The organism is Leptolyngbya sp. PL-A3, from assembly GCF_039962325.1.
Taxonomy (GTDB): domain Bacteria; phylum Cyanobacteriota; class Cyanobacteriia; order Elainellales; family Elainellaceae; genus Vacuolonema.
In genome coordinates, this window is record NZ_JAMPLB010000002.1 from 135,720 (window position 1) to 152,770 (window position 17,051).

The 17,051-nt window shown below is 53.7% G+C and carries 14 protein-coding genes; 4 read left to right on the plus strand and 10 right to left on the minus strand.

Annotated features, from left to right (window positions below):
* Positions 1-54 precede the first annotated feature (54 nt).
* A complete protein-coding gene (locus tag NDI52_RS02315; protein ID WP_190774691.1) occupies positions 55-2,679 on the minus strand; it encodes a M1 family metallopeptidase in 2,625 nt (874 codons plus the stop codon).
* 517 nt (positions 2,680-3,196) lie between these two features.
* On the opposite strand from NDI52_RS02315, the gene NDI52_RS02320 reads away from it, so the two are divergent.
* Positions 3,197-4,555, plus strand: coding sequence for an SLBB domain-containing protein (locus tag NDI52_RS02320; protein ID WP_190774690.1), 1,359 nt, complete (start codon positions 3,197-3,199; stop codon positions 4,553-4,555).
* A 30-nt stretch (positions 4,556-4,585) separates the two neighbouring features.
* Here the strand turns inward: NDI52_RS02320 and NDI52_RS02325 are convergent, their stop codons facing one another.
* The 7 genes from NDI52_RS02325 to NDI52_RS02355 form a co-directional block, all read right to left on the minus strand.
* Positions 4,586-5,041, minus strand: coding sequence for an NUDIX domain-containing protein (locus NDI52_RS02325; RefSeq protein ID WP_190774689.1), 456 nt, complete (start codon positions 5,039-5,041; stop codon positions 4,586-4,588).
* A 370-nt stretch (positions 5,042-5,411) separates the two neighbouring features.
* Positions 5,412-5,846: a hypothetical protein gene (locus NDI52_RS02330; RefSeq protein ID WP_190774688.1), complete on the minus strand. Its 435-nt coding sequence runs from the start codon at positions 5,844-5,846 to the stop codon at positions 5,412-5,414.
* Between the two features lie 37 nt (positions 5,847-5,883).
* Positions 5,884-6,105, minus strand: coding sequence for an acetyltransferase (locus NDI52_RS02335; RefSeq protein WP_190774687.1), 222 nt, complete (start codon positions 6,103-6,105; stop codon positions 5,884-5,886).
* 464 nt (positions 6,106-6,569) lie between these two features.
* Complete coding sequence (locus tag NDI52_RS02340) at positions 6,570-7,244, minus strand: acetoacetate decarboxylase family protein (RefSeq protein WP_190774686.1); 675 nt, start codon at positions 7,242-7,244, stop codon at positions 6,570-6,572.
* Positions 7,245-7,288: 44 nt separating this feature from the next.
* The gene (locus NDI52_RS02345) at positions 7,289-8,107 is read right to left on the minus strand and encodes an SDR family oxidoreductase (RefSeq protein ID WP_190774685.1); all 819 of its coding nucleotides are present in this window, start codon (positions 8,105-8,107) and stop codon (positions 7,289-7,291) included.
* A gap of 417 nt (positions 8,108-8,524) precedes the next feature.
* A complete protein-coding gene (locus tag NDI52_RS02350; RefSeq protein ID WP_190774684.1) occupies positions 8,525-8,929 on the minus strand; it encodes a hypothetical protein in 405 nt (134 codons plus the stop codon).
* A gap of 39 nt (positions 8,930-8,968) precedes the next feature.
* On the minus strand, positions 8,969-10,531 hold the full coding sequence (locus tag NDI52_RS02355; RefSeq protein ID WP_190774683.1) for a S8 family serine peptidase: 1,563 nt from the start codon (positions 10,529-10,531) through the stop codon (positions 8,969-8,971).
* 200 nt (positions 10,532-10,731) lie between these two features.
* Between NDI52_RS02355 and NDI52_RS02360 the strand changes: the two genes are divergently transcribed.
* The 3 genes from NDI52_RS02360 to NDI52_RS02370 all read left to right on the plus strand — a co-directional run bounded on the left by NDI52_RS02360 (position 10,732) and on the right by NDI52_RS02370 (position 15,329).
* Entirely contained in the window at positions 10,732-10,872 is a 141-nt protein-coding gene (locus tag NDI52_RS02360; protein ID WP_348256315.1) for a hypothetical protein, read from the plus strand.
* A 398-nt stretch (positions 10,873-11,270) separates the two neighbouring features.
* The gene (locus tag NDI52_RS02365; protein WP_190774681.1) at positions 11,271-13,403 is read left to right on the plus strand and encodes a hypothetical protein; all 2,133 of its coding nucleotides are present in this window, start codon (positions 11,271-11,273) and stop codon (positions 13,401-13,403) included.
* A gap of 168 nt (positions 13,404-13,571) precedes the next feature.
* The gene (locus tag NDI52_RS02370) at positions 13,572-15,329 is read left to right on the plus strand and encodes a DUF3685 domain-containing protein (RefSeq protein WP_190774680.1); all 1,758 of its coding nucleotides are present in this window, start codon (positions 13,572-13,574) and stop codon (positions 15,327-15,329) included.
* 42 nt (positions 15,330-15,371) lie between these two features.
* Here the strand turns inward: NDI52_RS02370 and NDI52_RS02375 are convergent, their stop codons facing one another.
* Entirely contained in the window at positions 15,372-16,322 is a 951-nt protein-coding gene (locus NDI52_RS02375) for an SPFH domain-containing protein (RefSeq protein ID WP_190774679.1), read from the minus strand.
* Positions 16,323-16,389: 67 nt separating this feature from the next.
* Positions 16,390-16,815 carry an NfeD family protein gene (locus NDI52_RS02380; protein WP_190774678.1) on the minus strand — a complete coding sequence of 142 codons (426 nt, stop codon included), beginning with the start codon at positions 16,813-16,815 and terminating at the stop codon, positions 16,390-16,392.
* Positions 16,816-17,051: the final 236 nt, after the last annotated feature.

A 17,051-nucleotide genomic window follows, 5' to 3' on the forward strand; every position in this document is an offset into this window, starting at 1 on the left:
TCGCCCGCTTCACTGACAACAGTGGGATGCACCCATGACGTTTTACGGTTGGTGTTACGCCTTGGACTTGGCCTCTAAACTCTCCAGGCGACTGCGCAGCTCCTGGTTATCCTTCTTGACCTGTTCTAGATCTTCCTGAAGTTTCTTCACGGCCTGGTTTTCTCCGACTTTGCGATAGACGCGCTTGACGGCTTCCTCGGCAATGCGGCGAACACGACCATCGGGGGTGCGATCGCTCAAGCTCTGCAAAATTCCGATGGCACGGGTCGTTTCCATCTGCCCTAGAGCGTTAACCACGGCAACTTGCGTCAGGAAGAAGGCTTCGTCGGCCAGCTCACTCAGTCGCTCTAGAATGCGATCGAGTTGGCTGGGAGCTTGACCACTGGAGATAGCCCCCAGAGAACGAATCGCATTCAAGCGCAGAGCTTGTGGTGTACCGGGAGCCGTGTAGGCCAGAATCAGATCGAGGGCAGCTTCCGAGGTTTTGAGACGGGCCAAGCCAGTGATCGCCCCACTCCGCACCACCTCATTCCATCCGGCCCGCTGCTCTAGCACCGACTTCAGTACGGCCAGCACTGTGTCCTCCTGAGTTTTGCCATCGATGGATACGGTGGCAGCGCTGGCGAGAGAGCGAATGGCAGCAGCCTCGGTGTAGTAGCTGGGGTCACCTTTTTCCACAACCGTTTTGAGGGCGTTAAAGCTGGCGGGAGTCTTTTGTTTGCCCAGCGCTTCGACCACGGCACGACGAACGCGGGCTTCGGGGTCTTTCAATCCCTTCAGAAGAACTTCCACCACCTGATCGAGCTTGATGGTGCCCAGTTGTTCCGCCACCTCGGCCCGAACGGCCCAAAAGGGCTCGTCATGGAGGGCTTTGGCGAGGATTTTGACAGCTTCTAGATTACCTTTTTTGGCGAGGGCGATCGCTGCCATCGTTCGAGAAATGGGGTCGGGGTCGTGCTGTAGCTGGGCCTTCAGCTCAGCCATCGGATATTCCAACTTGACCGTTTTGAGAATGGCGTTGCCTGCATCAAAGCTGACAAATTGGGGTTTCTTTTCCAGGGGGAAGTAGAAAGTTTGTTCCTTCTCGAAGACCCGTACCGTAAAAGTTTGGAGGGTTGAAGTGGCACCTTTCTTGCCCTTTTTGGCATCATCCACATAGCCAAAGCCAATGGGAATTTTCAGGTCAAACAAATCGCTGGCAAGGGGCGTTTCTCCATCCTTCGCCTGAGTCTGAACAATCGTGACCTTCGCCAGCTTGCTGTCGTTATCCCAGGAATAGCTCACCTTGTAGTCAGGGTGACCGCCCCGGAATACGTATTGATCAAACAGGAATTGCAAATTGCGTCCTGTTGCTTTCTCGATCGCCCGCAACAGATCTACTGTTTCAACGGTCTGGTGGGCGTTGTCATTGACAAAGGTGTGGATGGCCTTGAAGAACAACTCATCCCCCAACTCTGCCCGAATCATGTGATAGACGCAGGCTCCCTTTTCGTACAGGTGACCATCGTAAAGTTCGATCGCCTCCCGATATACATGCGTGACGATGGGACGACGGTAGCGGGAACTGTCTTCGTCAATGTAGCTACGGGCTTCATTGAGGCGATAGTAGGCCGCTTCCTCGGCTCCATACTCGTGGTTTGTCCACAGCACCTCGGAGTAAGTCGCCATGCCTTCCTTAATCCAGGCGTGCGACCAATGTTTTACAACCACCAGATCACCAAACCACTGGTGGGCCAACTCGTGAGCCACCAAACTTTCACAGGTACGGTTATCCAGCGCCGCTCGTTCATCCAACAGGCAGCGGTCTGTCAGGAGGGTTGTGGAGGTGTTCTCCATGCCACCAAAGATGAAGTCATCAACGCAGACCTGGGCGTACTTAGGAAAGGGGTAGGGATAGCCAAAGGTCTGGCTGAAGAACTCAATCATAGACGGGGTTTTGCCCATACTACGAAGCGCATCATCAGCCCGGCGTTTTTCTACATAGTAAGTCACAGGTCTGTCTTGCCAGGTGTCTTGAAACTCGGCAAAGTCACCCACCGCCAACGTCATCAAATAGGTGGGATGGACCTGCTTTTGCATCCAGTGGTAAATTTTCTCGTCGCCATCCTCCAGGGTCTCGACAAGTTCCCCATTGGAAATCGCCAGCAGGTTTTGCGGCACGCGCACACGAATCTCAGACGTCGCCAGTTGCCCTGGATAGTCGAAGCAGGGGAACCAGTAGCGTGAGTCCTCGTCCTCCCCCTGAGTCCACACCTGAACGGGCTTGTTGGGATAGTGAGGCTCAGGACCAACAAAATAGAGACCCCGTTGGGGATGGTCGTTGTGGTAGGCGATCGCCACTTCCACCCGCTTCCTAGCCACCGTCGGCTGCTTCAGGTGAATGTGCAACACCTCGCCATCGTAGTCAAACTCCAGTTTGGTCTTACCCACGGTCACTGTATCAATGTCCAGGTTCACCGCATCCAGGGTCAGCGTTTCGATGCCGTCCCGAACAGGATTCAGGCGAATGGTACAGGTGCCGCTATAGCGCTGACTCGGAATGTCCAGCCGCAGATCCAGAGCAATGTGCTCTACCTGGCCAGGGCGATCGGGGGTGTAATGGGGTTTCGCACCGGGTAACTCAAACTTGCGATCGCTCTCACCATTCAACAAGCGGGCAAAGAAGTGGGACTGCGACATTGGTGGACTGGCCTTTAATAGTCATAGAGTCAGCAAAGCTCAACCAGACCCCCACGCGACGAAGGGTAATCTGGAGATGCATTCTTTCTCAGAGTAACGCGAGGGTCAGAGAACGCGACAGGAATTCTCTAAACGGCTGAAGTCTCTGAAAAAGTGAGGTTGTATGCAACGTCACTCCTTCAGAGCGAGGTCATACTCCAAAGAGATGGATGGTGCGGTCAAAGTGGCACTTTGCAGCCCCTTTCACCACTCCATCTGTCTAATCCAACCTCAGTTCGGGATAAGCTGAAGTGCTCATTTTGGCGTGCGCAAAGCGCACGCCAAAATGAGCGTTTTCGAGTGCCGCGCGTTGCGCGGCACTCGAAAACGCCCTTAACCCGAACTCAGGTTAATTCAGGTTAGCGGGATGAATAAGATGCCTCAATTTTTCCTGATGATGGGGCTTTGAGGTTGCAAAGAGTAGCGAATCCTTTGAGATAAGGGTATCGCTGACGTTTGCGAAGTGAGACAAAGCGCTATGCAGCAGAACTGGAAGTCCTTTGGCGTGCTGAGCGGTGTGCTCATGGGGGGATTGGTGGGATTCCCGGTAGCCATCCTTCCGGTGGAGGCCCAAACCACGGTAGCTCAAGCATCAGGGGTAGATGACGGCTACCTGGTGGGAGCGGGCGATCGCGTCCGAGTCGATGTTTTCAACGTGCCCGAGTATAGCGGCGAGTTTACGGTACTGGCGAATGGCACTGTGAACCTACCCGTCGTGGGCGGAGTGGCGGTGGAGGGGTTAACGCTGGCTCAGGCGTCTCAAGTGGTAGCTCAGCGGTATCTGCAGGTGATTCGACGGCCCTATGTGACGCTGTCGTTGTTAGAAATGCGGCCTGTAACCGTAGCGATCGCCGGAGAAATCAGCCGTCCCGGCTCCTACACGTTGGACCCGCAGAATCCGCCTAGCCTGACGAATGCGCTACGGCAGGCCGGGGGAGTGCGACAGTCAGCTAATATTCGTCAGGTGCAGATCCGACGGCGACGTCCTTTTCAGCAAGCCGAGATGCTGACGGTAGATTTGCGGCAACTGGCGCAGTCAGCCGACTTGAGCCAGGATATTTTGCTGCGAGCCGGAGATCAGATTATGATTCCAACGGCTATGAATATGAGCCTGGAAGATGCTCGATTCTTGGCCAGTACGACCTTTGCCAGCCGCGAAACGGAACCGATTCAGGTGGCGATCGTGGGTGAGGTGAACCGCCCCGGCCCTCACATTTTGGCCGCAACCAGCGGCGAAAATACCCCGCCCACTGTGACCAAGGCCATTCAGACGGCAGGGGGCATTACGCAAACAGCCGATATTCGCAACATTCAGATACGACGCGCCCTCGCGAATGGGCAGGAACGCGTCATCGACGTTGATTTCTGGGCCTTACTTCGGAATGGCGATTTACAACAGGACTTGCCCCTGCAAGCGGGAGATACCGTAGTGGTACCCACTGCCACTGCCCTTACCCCCGAAGAATTGACCGAGCAGGCTTCAGCCAGTTTCTCGGCTGATTCTATGGCGGTTAATGTGGTCGGGGAAGTGCGGCAACCGGGGACGGTTTCAATTCCACCCAACACGCCACTGAACCAGGCGATTCTCACAGCGGGTGGTTTTAACAACCGGGCCCGACGTGGGAAAGTGCAACTCATTCGCCTTAACCCAGATGGCACCGTCAGCCGCCGCGACATTGATGTGGATTTCTCCAACAATGCCAACCTGGAAAGCAATCCGCCTCTACGCCCAGGGGATACCGTGGTCGTTGGGCGATCGGGCATTGCAGCGCTTTCAGATGCTCTCAGCAACGTAGCCGTACCGCTGGGAATTATGTTGCGATTGTTTGGGATTTAAGAGTGCTAAAAAGACACGACCTGAGGTTACTTAAGATGCTTTGAACAGTTCTGGCAAATAAATTTCGTTGAGAAACAGGCTGTAGTTGTCGGGGAGAGGTTGTTGTAGGGGCGATCGCTCCCAAAAGTAAGAAAACCGCAATCCTGCATCATTGCCGGTGCCATGAACTGTGTGAACCCAACTATCGGCAATATCATTCGGTGCTTCTAACAAGTAGAAGTGCCGCCGTACGGTTACACGACTATTTAAGCGACAACGCTCTGAAATCCCAATCTTCCGTATCAAGGTCAAGTCGGTTAAACCGCTTTCCTCATTAATTTCTCGATAGAGGGCCGCCTCAATCGTTTCACCCTTTTCGATACCACCTCCCGGCACCTGAACCGGAACATCCTTTTTGTCTAGATGCCGAAATAATAACAATTCGTACTGATTTGCCCTTAAGCGCACAATGAAGGCTGCAACCTTCTCTGCAATATCCTTGGCCATGAAGCCTGTTTTACCTAACTCAGGAAGATTAACTTCAGCTTTTCAGGATATCCTTCCAGCTAACTAATGATATGAAATGACATAGAAATTATTTCGGCAATAGACAAATTGTAGCAAGCGCTACCAAGCCAATATAATTAATACCTTCAGATACTGCATTGACATCCTCATAGCCATTGAGGTAGGTCAAAAAGGCGGCCATGTTTCAAACCTATAGATGAAGTGTGGAAGAAAGCAGACCGCGTGTCCTTTCCTCCGCATCTTATCAACAGCTCTAAAACAGTACTAAAAACCGAAACTCCACCCCTATTGATAGCGGCAGAGTCTCTGTATTTATGCAATCTTTGTGGACAAAAACGATGGAAAGCAGTTAACGTTTTGAGTTCGTCAAGTGCTTAAGCGTGTGCTCCTCAACAGGCGATAACTCTACATCATCAGAGTTTTGAGCCGCACGGGCTTTATCAGCCAGAGATTGCCACTTGTCACTGGCCTTATCGCGCCCCTCCTGAATAATTTCGTTGCGCTTTTCGGTTTTACCAATGATCTTCTTGGTTTTATCTAATCCTTCATAAATTTGATCGGGTGCTTGCTGGGCAGCATCAATGCCTGCATCCAAATCCACACCACTTTGGTTCGTGCCTGCCGTACCTTGAGTGAGCAGATAGAGGGGACTTTGAGCGGGAAGAGAGAGTACATTCAAAGCCTGGGCACTGCCTACAGGAAAGGTGAGGGCGAGCGCCATCACCAGTACAACTAAACCCTGCCACAAACGACGAAATCGAGAGAATAAAACAGGTTTTGCCATAGCAAAGTCCCCAAAAGAATCCATCAAGAACACACAACTACTCCGCAGGCATCTGATCACGATAATGAGCGTCTACCCAACAGCGGGGCAGTTCTTCTCCTGAGGGAAAAACCAATCCGTCTTTCGAAAAGGCAGTTGGCGGTTCCTCGTTTTGACCAGCTTGCATTTGGGCCGAAATTTGATTGTTGCTAGGGTTGATTAACTCAGTTATTTCAACCACTTCAACCAATTGACCAGTTTGCTTGTCTTTCAGAAACATAGCAATAGACGGTATGTATAAGGGGGCAAAACAACCCAAATAATTGGGTTATCTGAACCGTAACGTTTTACCGAATATTCTTTCATCTATCATCCGAACGAATCTAAAGAGAACGTTTGACAAGCCAGTTCTCTGTGCAAATGACAGACCAAAGAATCGTCTCTTTAAACATTCTTAAAACAGGAGTAACAGGCAGTGGAGAACGCAGGTTCAATTGTTAGATGCTACAAGATTTCATAATTTCTGAAGTAGTTTTTGCAGGACAAAATTTGAACTGCATTCCCCATACCTCACAAAAAACATTTAGCTCTAGGCAGCTCAGCTAATTCACATAAGTTTGGGTTAAGAACGTTTTCAAGTACCGCGCAATGCATGGCACTCGAAAACGCCCATTTTGGTATGCAAGAAGCGCATGCCAAAATGGGCACTTCAGCTTATTCCGAGCTGGGTTTACGTACAGCTACTCAACTCAAATGTTGAACCCTGGGTTGATCAATTGAAATTGCAAAATCTTCCAGGTTAAACGCCATCAGGGGATGGTTCAGCTTTAGAGGAGCAAAGGGGCTATCCGAGGGAACTTCCACTTCTGCTCCCATTAATAGATGAGTTTTCGCACGGCCCTGAGCTTTAAACCACACGAAATTAGAGTGTAGTAAGCTAAATGCTCCCAAAAACGGGGGAAGAGAAACCGGCACACCCGGAAACTGGCTGTGATATTTCAGCCGACAAAGCAACTGATCATCTTGGTAAACCGCCACTTGAGGATTTTCTCCAGCCGTCCAGCGGAACGAGGCCATTTCCTTCGGCAAGCCCCAAATCTCTCGGCCCCCAGCAACCGATCGCGGGTTATCCACATAAATGTGAGTTACCCAGGGGCCAATGCGATCGCCATACCGAGTCAGCCCACAAAACACAATCAACTCGTTGTAGGTCAACACTGACCCCTCTTCATAGGAGGACAGGTACACCCCTCCCAACGTCTTACCGGGAAAAATCTGAATCACATCCAGGGCAGCGGGCAAAAATTCTCGCATTGCGGCGACATCAACCGTTTGCACACTCACCAGCGCTCGGCCCTGGAGTGACCAGGGAGCGGCTGGATACTGCTGAGTATTGGGAATGGCAGATTGGGTAGTCATAGGGTTTCCCAGTGGTGAAGGTTTGGGAGGATCGTTAACCAACGTCAGCTATCTTTATGCTGAAAGACTTTGCGAGTCATCCAGCGAGTCAATTGAGGGAGGGCGGCATGTAGCGCTGCAGTGGCCTGTGCGGAACCAACATAAACTTTCTCTTTACGAGACTGCACGGCATCCCATACTGCGCCTGCTACATCTTCGGGCTTTTCAACCAGGGGATTTTCGAGCAATTTCTCAACTTGTCGTCGTCGCTCCTGTTGGTCGTTTTCGTCAACTCCCCGAAAGATAGCTCGCTCCAGGAAGTCGCTTCTGATGATGTTGGGGTAGATGCCACAGACATGAATACCTTTGGGGCTAAGCTCTGTATGCAGCGATTGGGTCAGACCATCGACCGCAAATTTTGTCGTGGTGTAGGGCGTCAGGTAAGCCGCAGGAACACTACCCCCAATAGAGCAAAGATTCACAATGGTACCCTTACCCCTTTCCAATAGATGAGGCAACAGGGCATGAATGGTATGGATGTAGCCCCACAGGTTGGTATCAATCGCCTGGTGCCAGTCAGCCAGGGTAAACGCTTCGACAGGGCCAGAAAGATAAATGCCAGCATTATTGATGAGAACATCAACGGCATTAAAGCGGGTAACCGCAGCCTGAGCCAGAGTCGCAACTTGATCCGCGTCCCGCACATCCGTGGGCACAGGGAGAGTCGCAACGGAATAGCGCGATCGTAATTCCTCTGCCGCTTCTGTTAACCGCTCCTCATTCCGCGCCGCCAGCACTAAGTTGTAGCCATGCTTGGCAAAGCGGTGAGCGATCGCCCGCCCAATCCCCTGAGAAGCCCCTGTAATCAAGACGGTTTCTGTCATCGTTAGCCTCTACAACTACCTCGTCGTGTTTCCCTTCGATGTTGAGTTGTGGATAGATTGCACACACCCTATTCACAACTCAACACAGGTTGAGAACACCACAAACTACCTCTTCAGTGTTGTCAAAATTGCGGGTAAAAGGGTCTAACTTTTGTCAGGTATTTTGGCTAAGCACAGCCCAGTTACGCTATTTCACTGGGTGAAACCGTGAAACGATTTCACCCAGTGAGGAGCTTGCTGTTACTTCATAACAACTTGAATAGAAAATAAAAGGAGAGGCGGTGCCATGCAGCGCCTCTCCTTTTGCATAAAAACCAACAGGAACTCGAGCTTCATGCCCTGCGTCCTGATAAGAAGAAACGCATCCTAATATCAGGGAGCATTTACTTTTCGCATAGAGCCTGCGAATTTCACCCCTTAAGTCTGATGACTTCTAGGCATACCAAGTTTTTGTCGATGATTGGGAATGACGGACCGCACAAACGGTGAGGCCGTAATACAACGCAGTTGTTGAGGTGTTGGGCTAGCAACGAAGGCCCGCGCTCCCTGCAAAAAATGATAAGGAAGGTGCAGCGTCTCCAGTAACGTACGGAGCTGCTCGATCGCCCGCTGCCCATTATCCCGAGGTTCAGCAATATGCTGTACCGATTGCACTCGGAAATTCATCCCCCGCCCAGAGGGGGGATGGGTCAGTTCCAAAACGGAGTCCGGTGCCTCGACCTCAATGAGGACGGACACCGGGTCAGCCTGCTCGGATGCGATGAAATTTCTCAAATCCTCATTCCGGATTTTCTTCTCCCAACGGTCTCCCGAGGTAGCCATACGTAACTCCTAGTGGTGTTTCTGTCCGTGAGGGACGCCTCAATAGCCCTGCTCTTTAGCATGGGCGATCGCCCTCAAAACGTTGATGCGCCCAAACCCGTAACGATGATCTTTCCCTGATTCCCCGATTTCTTCCACCGAACTGACCAGTAGATCTTGCAACAGGAAGGCCCGGCGAGGTTCGGGCACGGAGCGGATATCTGTTGCGGCCAGTAGCAGAGCAATTGCCCCCGTTACGTGAGGAGCGGCCATCGATGTGCCGTTCCAAACCGCGTAACGATTCTTGGGTATGCACGATTGTATCGCGACTCCCGGGGCGGAAACATCTGGCTTCATATAAACTAACGGCAAATACTCGTCAGCGATGTAGCGAGATTCACGGATAATTTGGGTTCGGCCACCACTGAAGCCGCCGGGGCGATCACTAGTATCTGTAGCACCCACCGCAAAAGCCAGTAAGTCGTTGCCAGGAACCCCTGAGGTTTGCGCCCCTTCGTTGCCGATGGAGACGACGACAGGAATCCCCAGACGGTTCGCATTCAGGATGGAACGGGTGTAGAGGTCAGCCACGTCTGGTTCAAGGGCGATCGCCCCCAAAGACATGTTGATTACCTCTGCTCCCACTTCAATAGCCCAATCAATCCCCGCCAGAATTTGCGCGTCCGTCCCCGCGCCGCCCTTCAGCACCATCCCCACCGCCAAATCCACGTCGGGAGCCACCCCAATCCAGGGATGACCGTTCGGTGCGCCGGGATGCCCCCCAGCGATAGTGCCGCACACATGGGTACCATGCTCCCCCGAATCATAGGGTAGCGAATCGGAAACCCGTTCGCCATTCTCATCAAACTCAGCCCACTCCACTACCTTGTTTAGGAGTTCAGGGTGGTCGGGATCAACCCCGGTATCCAGTACCGCTACTTTAATAGGGCCGGAGGTGCGGTGTTTGCCCTTGGTACCATAGGCTCCCCAGGCCGCCAGAGCCCCAATCTTCTCAATCCCCCAGGCACTGGTTTTGTAATCTGCTACGGCTTCCGACACCTGCTTCACCTCCAGCACGGGAGGCAGCCGTACCGAGCGATTGGGAAAGATGGCGCTGATATTGGGCACCGCTTCCGGTAAGCGATGTAGGTCATCGCGCCGTAGTCGCAGGACGGCGCTTTGAGAACTCCAGAAAGAGCGAAAGCCCTCAGGTGGGCGGTCTTTGTGTCTGCTGCGGTTGACGGCAGCAGCGATCGCCTCCTGCACGACATCCGACTTCATCAAATCCGCTACTACACGGAACCCGGCTTGCCGGAGGCTCTGTACCGTAGAGGTTTGTATGGCAGCTAACGCAATCTGAGAGGTCATCGTTTCCTGGCTGGCCCGCAGGTGACGACGCTCAGTGGCCGTAAAATCGGCATCCTTCAGTATTACATCGGCTTTGGGAGGCAGCAGCTCTCGGGGGCTGGTGGTGAGGTGCCGCCGTTGCATGGCTTCAATGCTGGCATCCAGCATGGCCCGCAGTTCTTCATCCGGGCTTTCCATTTGCACAATAACGCTGTGGACGCGCCCAGACTCCTCATCTAAAATGCGCTCCACCTGTTCACGAATCTGTTTTTTCATAAGCGTCCCTGTCCCTAGAGGTAACTCGCGGCAGTCACCCTGCACCCATCTTGACGAGGATATGGCATCAAAAGAGCCGTCTCTCTGGCAGAACGGCCAGCCAAAGACGAACGCGCACTTCCTCGTGCTCCCTATCTATCTATTATGTCACGGGGACTTTTCGAGACTCTGGGGGGTTAATCGGTAATCAGGGATCGGTTATGGGTAAACCCGTATTGGGCACCGGAACCAGCAATTCTCAGTATGGGCATCAAAGCCAAGAGTTCACGCCCTACGGGCGTGAACTCTTGGCTTTGATGCCCGAAAACCGCGCGTTAAAGGCGTGCGGTTTTCGGGCCTGATTTCAAAATGAGAATTGCTGCAAAATAACGGTCCGGGTTCTGGTTCTAGCAAGGAAGATATGAGTAAACCTGAGCTCAGGTTCAGGGCTTTTGGTGGGTGCAGAGCCCGCGCCAAAAAGGGCACTTGGGCTGATCTCGAATTGAGGTTGGGTAGAGGTAACGGGAAGTTTTTGATGCTTTTTTAGAGATTTCAGTTAGTATCTACTGATAATTCTTGCGGCCTCATACGCAAGATGTGGTGTAGTGGTTCAAGGATGTTTCTTGAGGTTCAAGATTGGGTTTGGGATGACGTATAGGGATGGGGATTCCGCATTCTCCTAGTTTTATGGTTGAGGATGGTTTCCGGGCCAGTATAGCCGGGGAGTTGGGTTGCCCCTACCAGCGAAAGGACAGAGCCAATGCCAGATAAGGTTGTAAGCAATCAACGAGTGAACGGACAACGGATGCGCCAAGGGCAAGAACTCGGCTGGAGTGTTGAGGGATCTCAGGCTCAGCTTGTAGCACAGCCCATCAGTCCACCGGAGGTCATGCCTCCTCAACGTTCGAGGCAGCGATCGCGCCGCAAACGAGCTGAACGGGCTCAGCGAAAAGCTGAAGCGCTCCGTCGGCAAAAAGCAGCCCGAATGGCTCCACCAAAAGCACCTGCGCCTAAACATCCGGTTCCCCGGCTAAAGAAATCGCCTCCGGCTAAGAATCCAACCCGACAGGGTAAGAGGCGGACGGGTTGGACGCTGTCCATGATGTTTATGACCGGTCTCGGGGTCACAGGCGGGCTAGGGATACTCGCGCTGATCTGGTTGACCAGCCTGCCGCCTATGCCGGAGTGCGATCGCGTCTCCCGGCTCTCCCCCGACCCAGAACAGCTCTACTGTGCTCAGGAAGCGGCCCGTTCTGGGGAGTTGCGCGACCTGAAAGCGGCTGTTGACTTGGTCAAAGATTGGACCCCTCGCCACCCCCTGTACGCAGAGTCACAACAATGGCTGGGGCGCTGGTCACGCAACCTGATGGAAATGGCCCGTCAGCGCTACACCAATAGCGATTTGAAAGGAGCCTTAGAAATTGCCAGCCTTGTGCCTAAAAGCAGCCCTTTCTATGACAAGGCTCAAGCCACAATCAAGGAGTGGCAAGCGGAATGGGAGGAAGGTCAGGCTATTTACGAAACGGCCCAGGAAGCCCTGAAAAATCAGCTTTGGAGCGAAGCCTCTCAACAACTGCTGGCTCTGGGACGGTTGCAGTCGCCCTACTGGCGTGAACAGCGCATGGCGCAGCTCACGCAGCAAATTTTTGCAGAGCGCAGTTCCTGGGGTTCTCTGCAAGAGGCTCGGCGGTTAGCTCGCCGGAAGAACCCCGATAATTTACAGGCCGCTCTCACACAATTGAGCGAAATCATCCCTCAAACCCATGCCTGGGAAGAAGCTCAGGAGAACCGTCAGGAGTGGGGCACGGCCCTCGCCAGTATGGGGTGGCAGCAGTGGCAGCAAGGCAATACGGACGAGGCGATCGCCCTGGCCCAGGCCATCCCGACTGACTTACCTCTGGAAGGAGAACTGGCCGCCCTGGTGCGCTACAGCCACGCTCAAAAATTGGCCTCCTGGGACGTAAATACCGACTGGCAACCGTCTCCAGCCCAGCTCTGGCGCTTGCAAGAAGCGATCGCCGCGCTTCAGGGAATCCCCCGTAGCAGTGCCCTCTACAGTGTCGCCCAGACCACGATGGCAGACTGGCAGGGCCAGTTGAAGGATGTGACCCAGTTGCAGATGGCCAGCGCGATCGCCAGCTTGGGCCAGAAGCAGGCTCTGGAGCTAGCCATCAACCAGGCAGCTGACGTGAGTATGGAACGGCCTCGCCGTACGCAGGCCCAAACATTAATTGCCTTCTGGCGATCGCAAATTGAACTCCTTCAGGATCAACCCATACTGGTACGGGCGATTGATCTGGCCAATTCTAAGGTGATTCCTGATTTGCGAAAGGCGATCGCTGTGGCCGAAACCATTGGCCCGGATCGTGCCCTTCATGAAGAAGCCCAGGAGCGGATTGCCGAATGGGTTGCCCAGATCGAAACCATTGAGGACCAGCCAATCCTCGACCGGGCGCGGCAACTGGCGAAGGAGAATAAGCTGCGTGACGCCATTCGTGAAGCCCGTCAGATTCAGGAGGGGCGAGCGCTCTATGCCGAAGCGAGTGCCGCCGCTGACGGTTGGCAGGCCGAAATTGATCGGGTGCTCATTGCCGAAGACCGCAAGATTCTGGATGAAGCCAATGGCCTCGCTGCCCAGGGCAGCCTGACCCGGGCGATCGACACGGCCGCTCAAATCGGGCGCGGTCGCCCTCTTTATGGTGAAGCTCGTGCCTCCATCAACCAATGGGAAGCCGAACGAGATGCCGTCTGGGATAGCTGGAGCGCTCCAGAAGCGACTTCCGACTATGAGGAGCCCGCTTACGAAGAGCCTGCCGACGAGGAGCCCGTTTACGAAGAGCCTGCTTACGAAGAGCCTGTCTATGAGGAGCCTGCTTACGAAGAGGAATATTAGGTGGGAAATTAGGGAAGGAGAAAATTTGGAATAACACAGCCGAGTACCCGTTACCCTTTCCCCATGAGCGGCTTCTAATTCTGCCGTCTGCAACACGGTTCTTCGCTGGTTGAGTGATTAAGCTAGAAAGGGTTCCTGGCGAACCATTTTTCTGTCCCTACCTTGCCAATGCCACCGATCCCCTCGCTGTTATACCTGGTTCTGCTGGATGATGACCCGACCTATCGGGCAGGGATGCGGCTTTGGTTAGAGCAGTTTGGAGATATTCAGGTAATAGCCGACGGTGGGTTGGGTTTGGAAGAGGCGATCGCCACTGTCCTCTCCCTTCCTCCGGCCTCAGATGTAGCGGGTCAACCCGCTCCCCTAATCGTGCTGGGGTTACCCGGAAGCGCCCACGGCTTTGCTTTGTGCCAGCAACTCCGCGCGCAGTTTCCCCAGGTGCCTATTTTGGTACTGGGAACATCCGCCGAACCTGTGCTGGTTGCAGCAACGCGGCGAACGGGGGCAACAGGATTTTGGCTCCGCGATAGCGATCCTGAAACACTAGTGGCTACGATACGGCAGGTAGCAGCAGGGCAGGCGGTTTGGATTGAAATGGCTCCAGCAGCGGCACCCCTTACAACACCCGGCCCGCTACGGAGACTGCGGCGTAATTGGCGAATGCTGGGTACTCAGCAGATTGATCGGGCGATCGCTGACCTGGATAAACAATTGCGCGATCGCCGCCTCACTTCGCTCGATCGCCTTGTGCTGGAAGGCCGCAGGCGGGAGCTCAACGCGTCCCGGTGGCTGGTGCAACGGATCCTGGCAACCCCTACGTTGTCGGCAGAAGAGCCGGTCAGAGATACCAGCACTGAGCCGGTTGCGTCCTCCCTGATGGTGCCTCAAACCATGCCCGTTCCCGCTTTAGCCGCGACGGCTCCCGTGGAGACGTTGGAGACACGCATGAGTGCTCAAAGTTTGCGATCGCTCCTTATCAATGCAGTACTGCGCAGACTAGGAACCAGTGTCGAGAATCAAACCCATACCCCCATGGAGACAGACATCCTGCGGGCCGAACGGAAGCAGGAATTGTTCATTCTCATTCTGCGGAAATTAGAAGATATTCTCGACGAATTGAACTTCTCGCAGGTGTCGATAGAGCACTTGCCAGAGAAGCGATCGCAGCTTCTGCGCGACCTCTGGGAAGCTACCATCATCGACTTCTTGGGCAAATACTACACCCTGACCACTGCCCAGGGGGAGTTGGAGTTAGTGGGGGAATTGCTGGATGAAGCCGATACCGTTCAGGCTGAAATTCTTGACCCGATTCCCGGATTTGAAACGTTAATCACTCACCTGTTATTTCAAACACCTCTCATCATTGATGGCCTCCCCTATGCTGCCGGGAATCCTGAAGCACTGATTCGGGCCGAGATGTTGTTGAGCCACCTGGTCATTCAGGTGGCGAATGGAGTCATGCAACCGCTGCTAAACCGCTTCTCGGATTTAGAAGTGATGAAGCAAAACTTCTACAATCGTCGACTGATATCGACCCGTGAGATCGAACGCTTTCGCAACGATTTATCCTGGCACTACCGCCGCAATCGCTACTTTATCGAACCTCAAGACATCTTTGAAAGCCGTTATCGTCTGCTCACCTTTCAATTCAGCGGGATTCAGTACCGTTCGATTTACGCCCCACGCCGAGAGGAACTCGATCAACTCAACGGCATTCCGTATTTCGTGACTCTGGCCCTGGAAACGCGGGATGCGATCGCCCCCCGTCTACGCTCCGCTTTTTCCGTAGTCGGCAGCAGCCTGGTCTATGTGCTGACGGAGGTGATCGGGCGCGGCATTGGGCTGGTGGGACGTGGCGTTATCAAAGGCGTTGGCAACGTCTGGCAAGACCAGCGCTACCCCCGCAATGGCGAACGCCCCCGATAAACAGGAAGATGTGCCACGCGAAATGCAGCACATCTTCATGCCCTAACCCTTCTTCTCATCTACCAGCGACAACATGCCCTGCAACGCCGCTGGAATGCTGGCTGGATCCATAAACATAACCTTGCTACTGTTGCTGCGGCCAATTTCGCTGGTGGTGTTGAGATAACCCAGGGCCAGGAAAACTTGACCCGCTTCTGCGGCTCGGGGGTCATGCTTAAGAGCCTGAGTAATAATGTTGACCGCTTCGGCTGTCGCCTGGGCCTTTAGCACCTGGCTCTGACGCTCCGCCTGGGCCTGAAGAATTCGGGCCTTCTGATCTGCTTCCGCCGCCAAAATGGTTGCCTTCTGGGAAGCTTCCGCTTCCAGCACCTGAGCTTCCGCCTTCCCTCGGGCAGAGTTGACGGCGGCTTCCCGTTCCCCTTCAGAGGTTAAGATAGCAGCCCGCTTGCGGCGCTCTGCAGACATTTGCAGTTCCATCGACTCCTGTACCGCTTTGGAAGGAACAATGTCCCGCAATTCCACCCGGGTGACTTTGACGCCCCAAGGGTCAGTGGCCACATCCAGTTCATGCAAAAGGGTTTCGTTGATTTGCGATCGCGCCGTAAACGTCTCATCCAGCTCCAACTTGCCCATTTCAGCCCGAATCTGGGTTAACACCAGGTTCACCATCGCGGCATGCAGGTTTTGCACCTTGTAGTAGGCCTTCTCCATGTCAACAATGCGCCAATACACAACGGCATCCACGGTGATCGACACGTTGTCTTTCGTAATGCTGGGCTGAGGCGGAATATCCAACACCTTTTCCCGGATGGTTTCCCGGTAGGCCACGTTATCCACAAAGGGCATCACAAAGTTGAGACCGGGTTTCAGCTTTTTGTTATAGCTCCCCAGACGCTCTACCAGAGCTTCATTTCCCTGGTTGATAATTTTGACCGAGCTGGATAGCCCCGCAATGCCACAGGCCGCCAAAATCAATGCTAAAAGTCCGTCCATAAACTCCAAATCTCCAGTGAAGAGCGAATGTTTCGATTAATCAGGAAGGAATAATGGTAGGGTGCCCTCAGTGCTGGTCAAGCTCATGCAACGGCACAATCAGGAGGGTTGTACCCCGACGACCAACCACAACCACGGGCTGGTTGGGGGCGATCGCCCGGTCGGCATCCAGCAACGCCTGCCAGGAGTTGCCTTCATACAGAACACGACCCGTTTTCCCGGGTAAAATTTCGGTCAGGGTGGTAGCTTCACGGGAGTCTTCTAGCACGTTGGATGGCTTCACGGGCAGAAACCGGCGAGATGCAATCACCAGCACGAATGAAAACACCATCCACAGAGCAATCTGTATTCCCGTATTGGGAATGACCAGCGCCAGCAGACCGACCAGAATCGCACTTATCCCCAGGGTTAATGTCACGAAGGCGGTGGGCAGCACAGCCTCAAACATGCACAGGGCAAGCCCTGTTAACAACCAGATCGTCGTGGAACTCATGGAATTTTTGTGTACCGAACCATCAAGGTTTCCATCGCGATAGACAGTACCGTGTTGCTTCTCAATCTAGCCCAGGATTTGGGTAGCTCCTCGGCGCTATCACCTTATCTTCAGAGTTGCAGCGTGCCGAGGGAGGCGGTAGTATCCCTTCAACGAGTACTACAACTTTTTGCCTTTTTATTTCGGGAAACGTTGAACTTTGGCGAATATAAAATGCAGGGTTGTGATGCAGCACG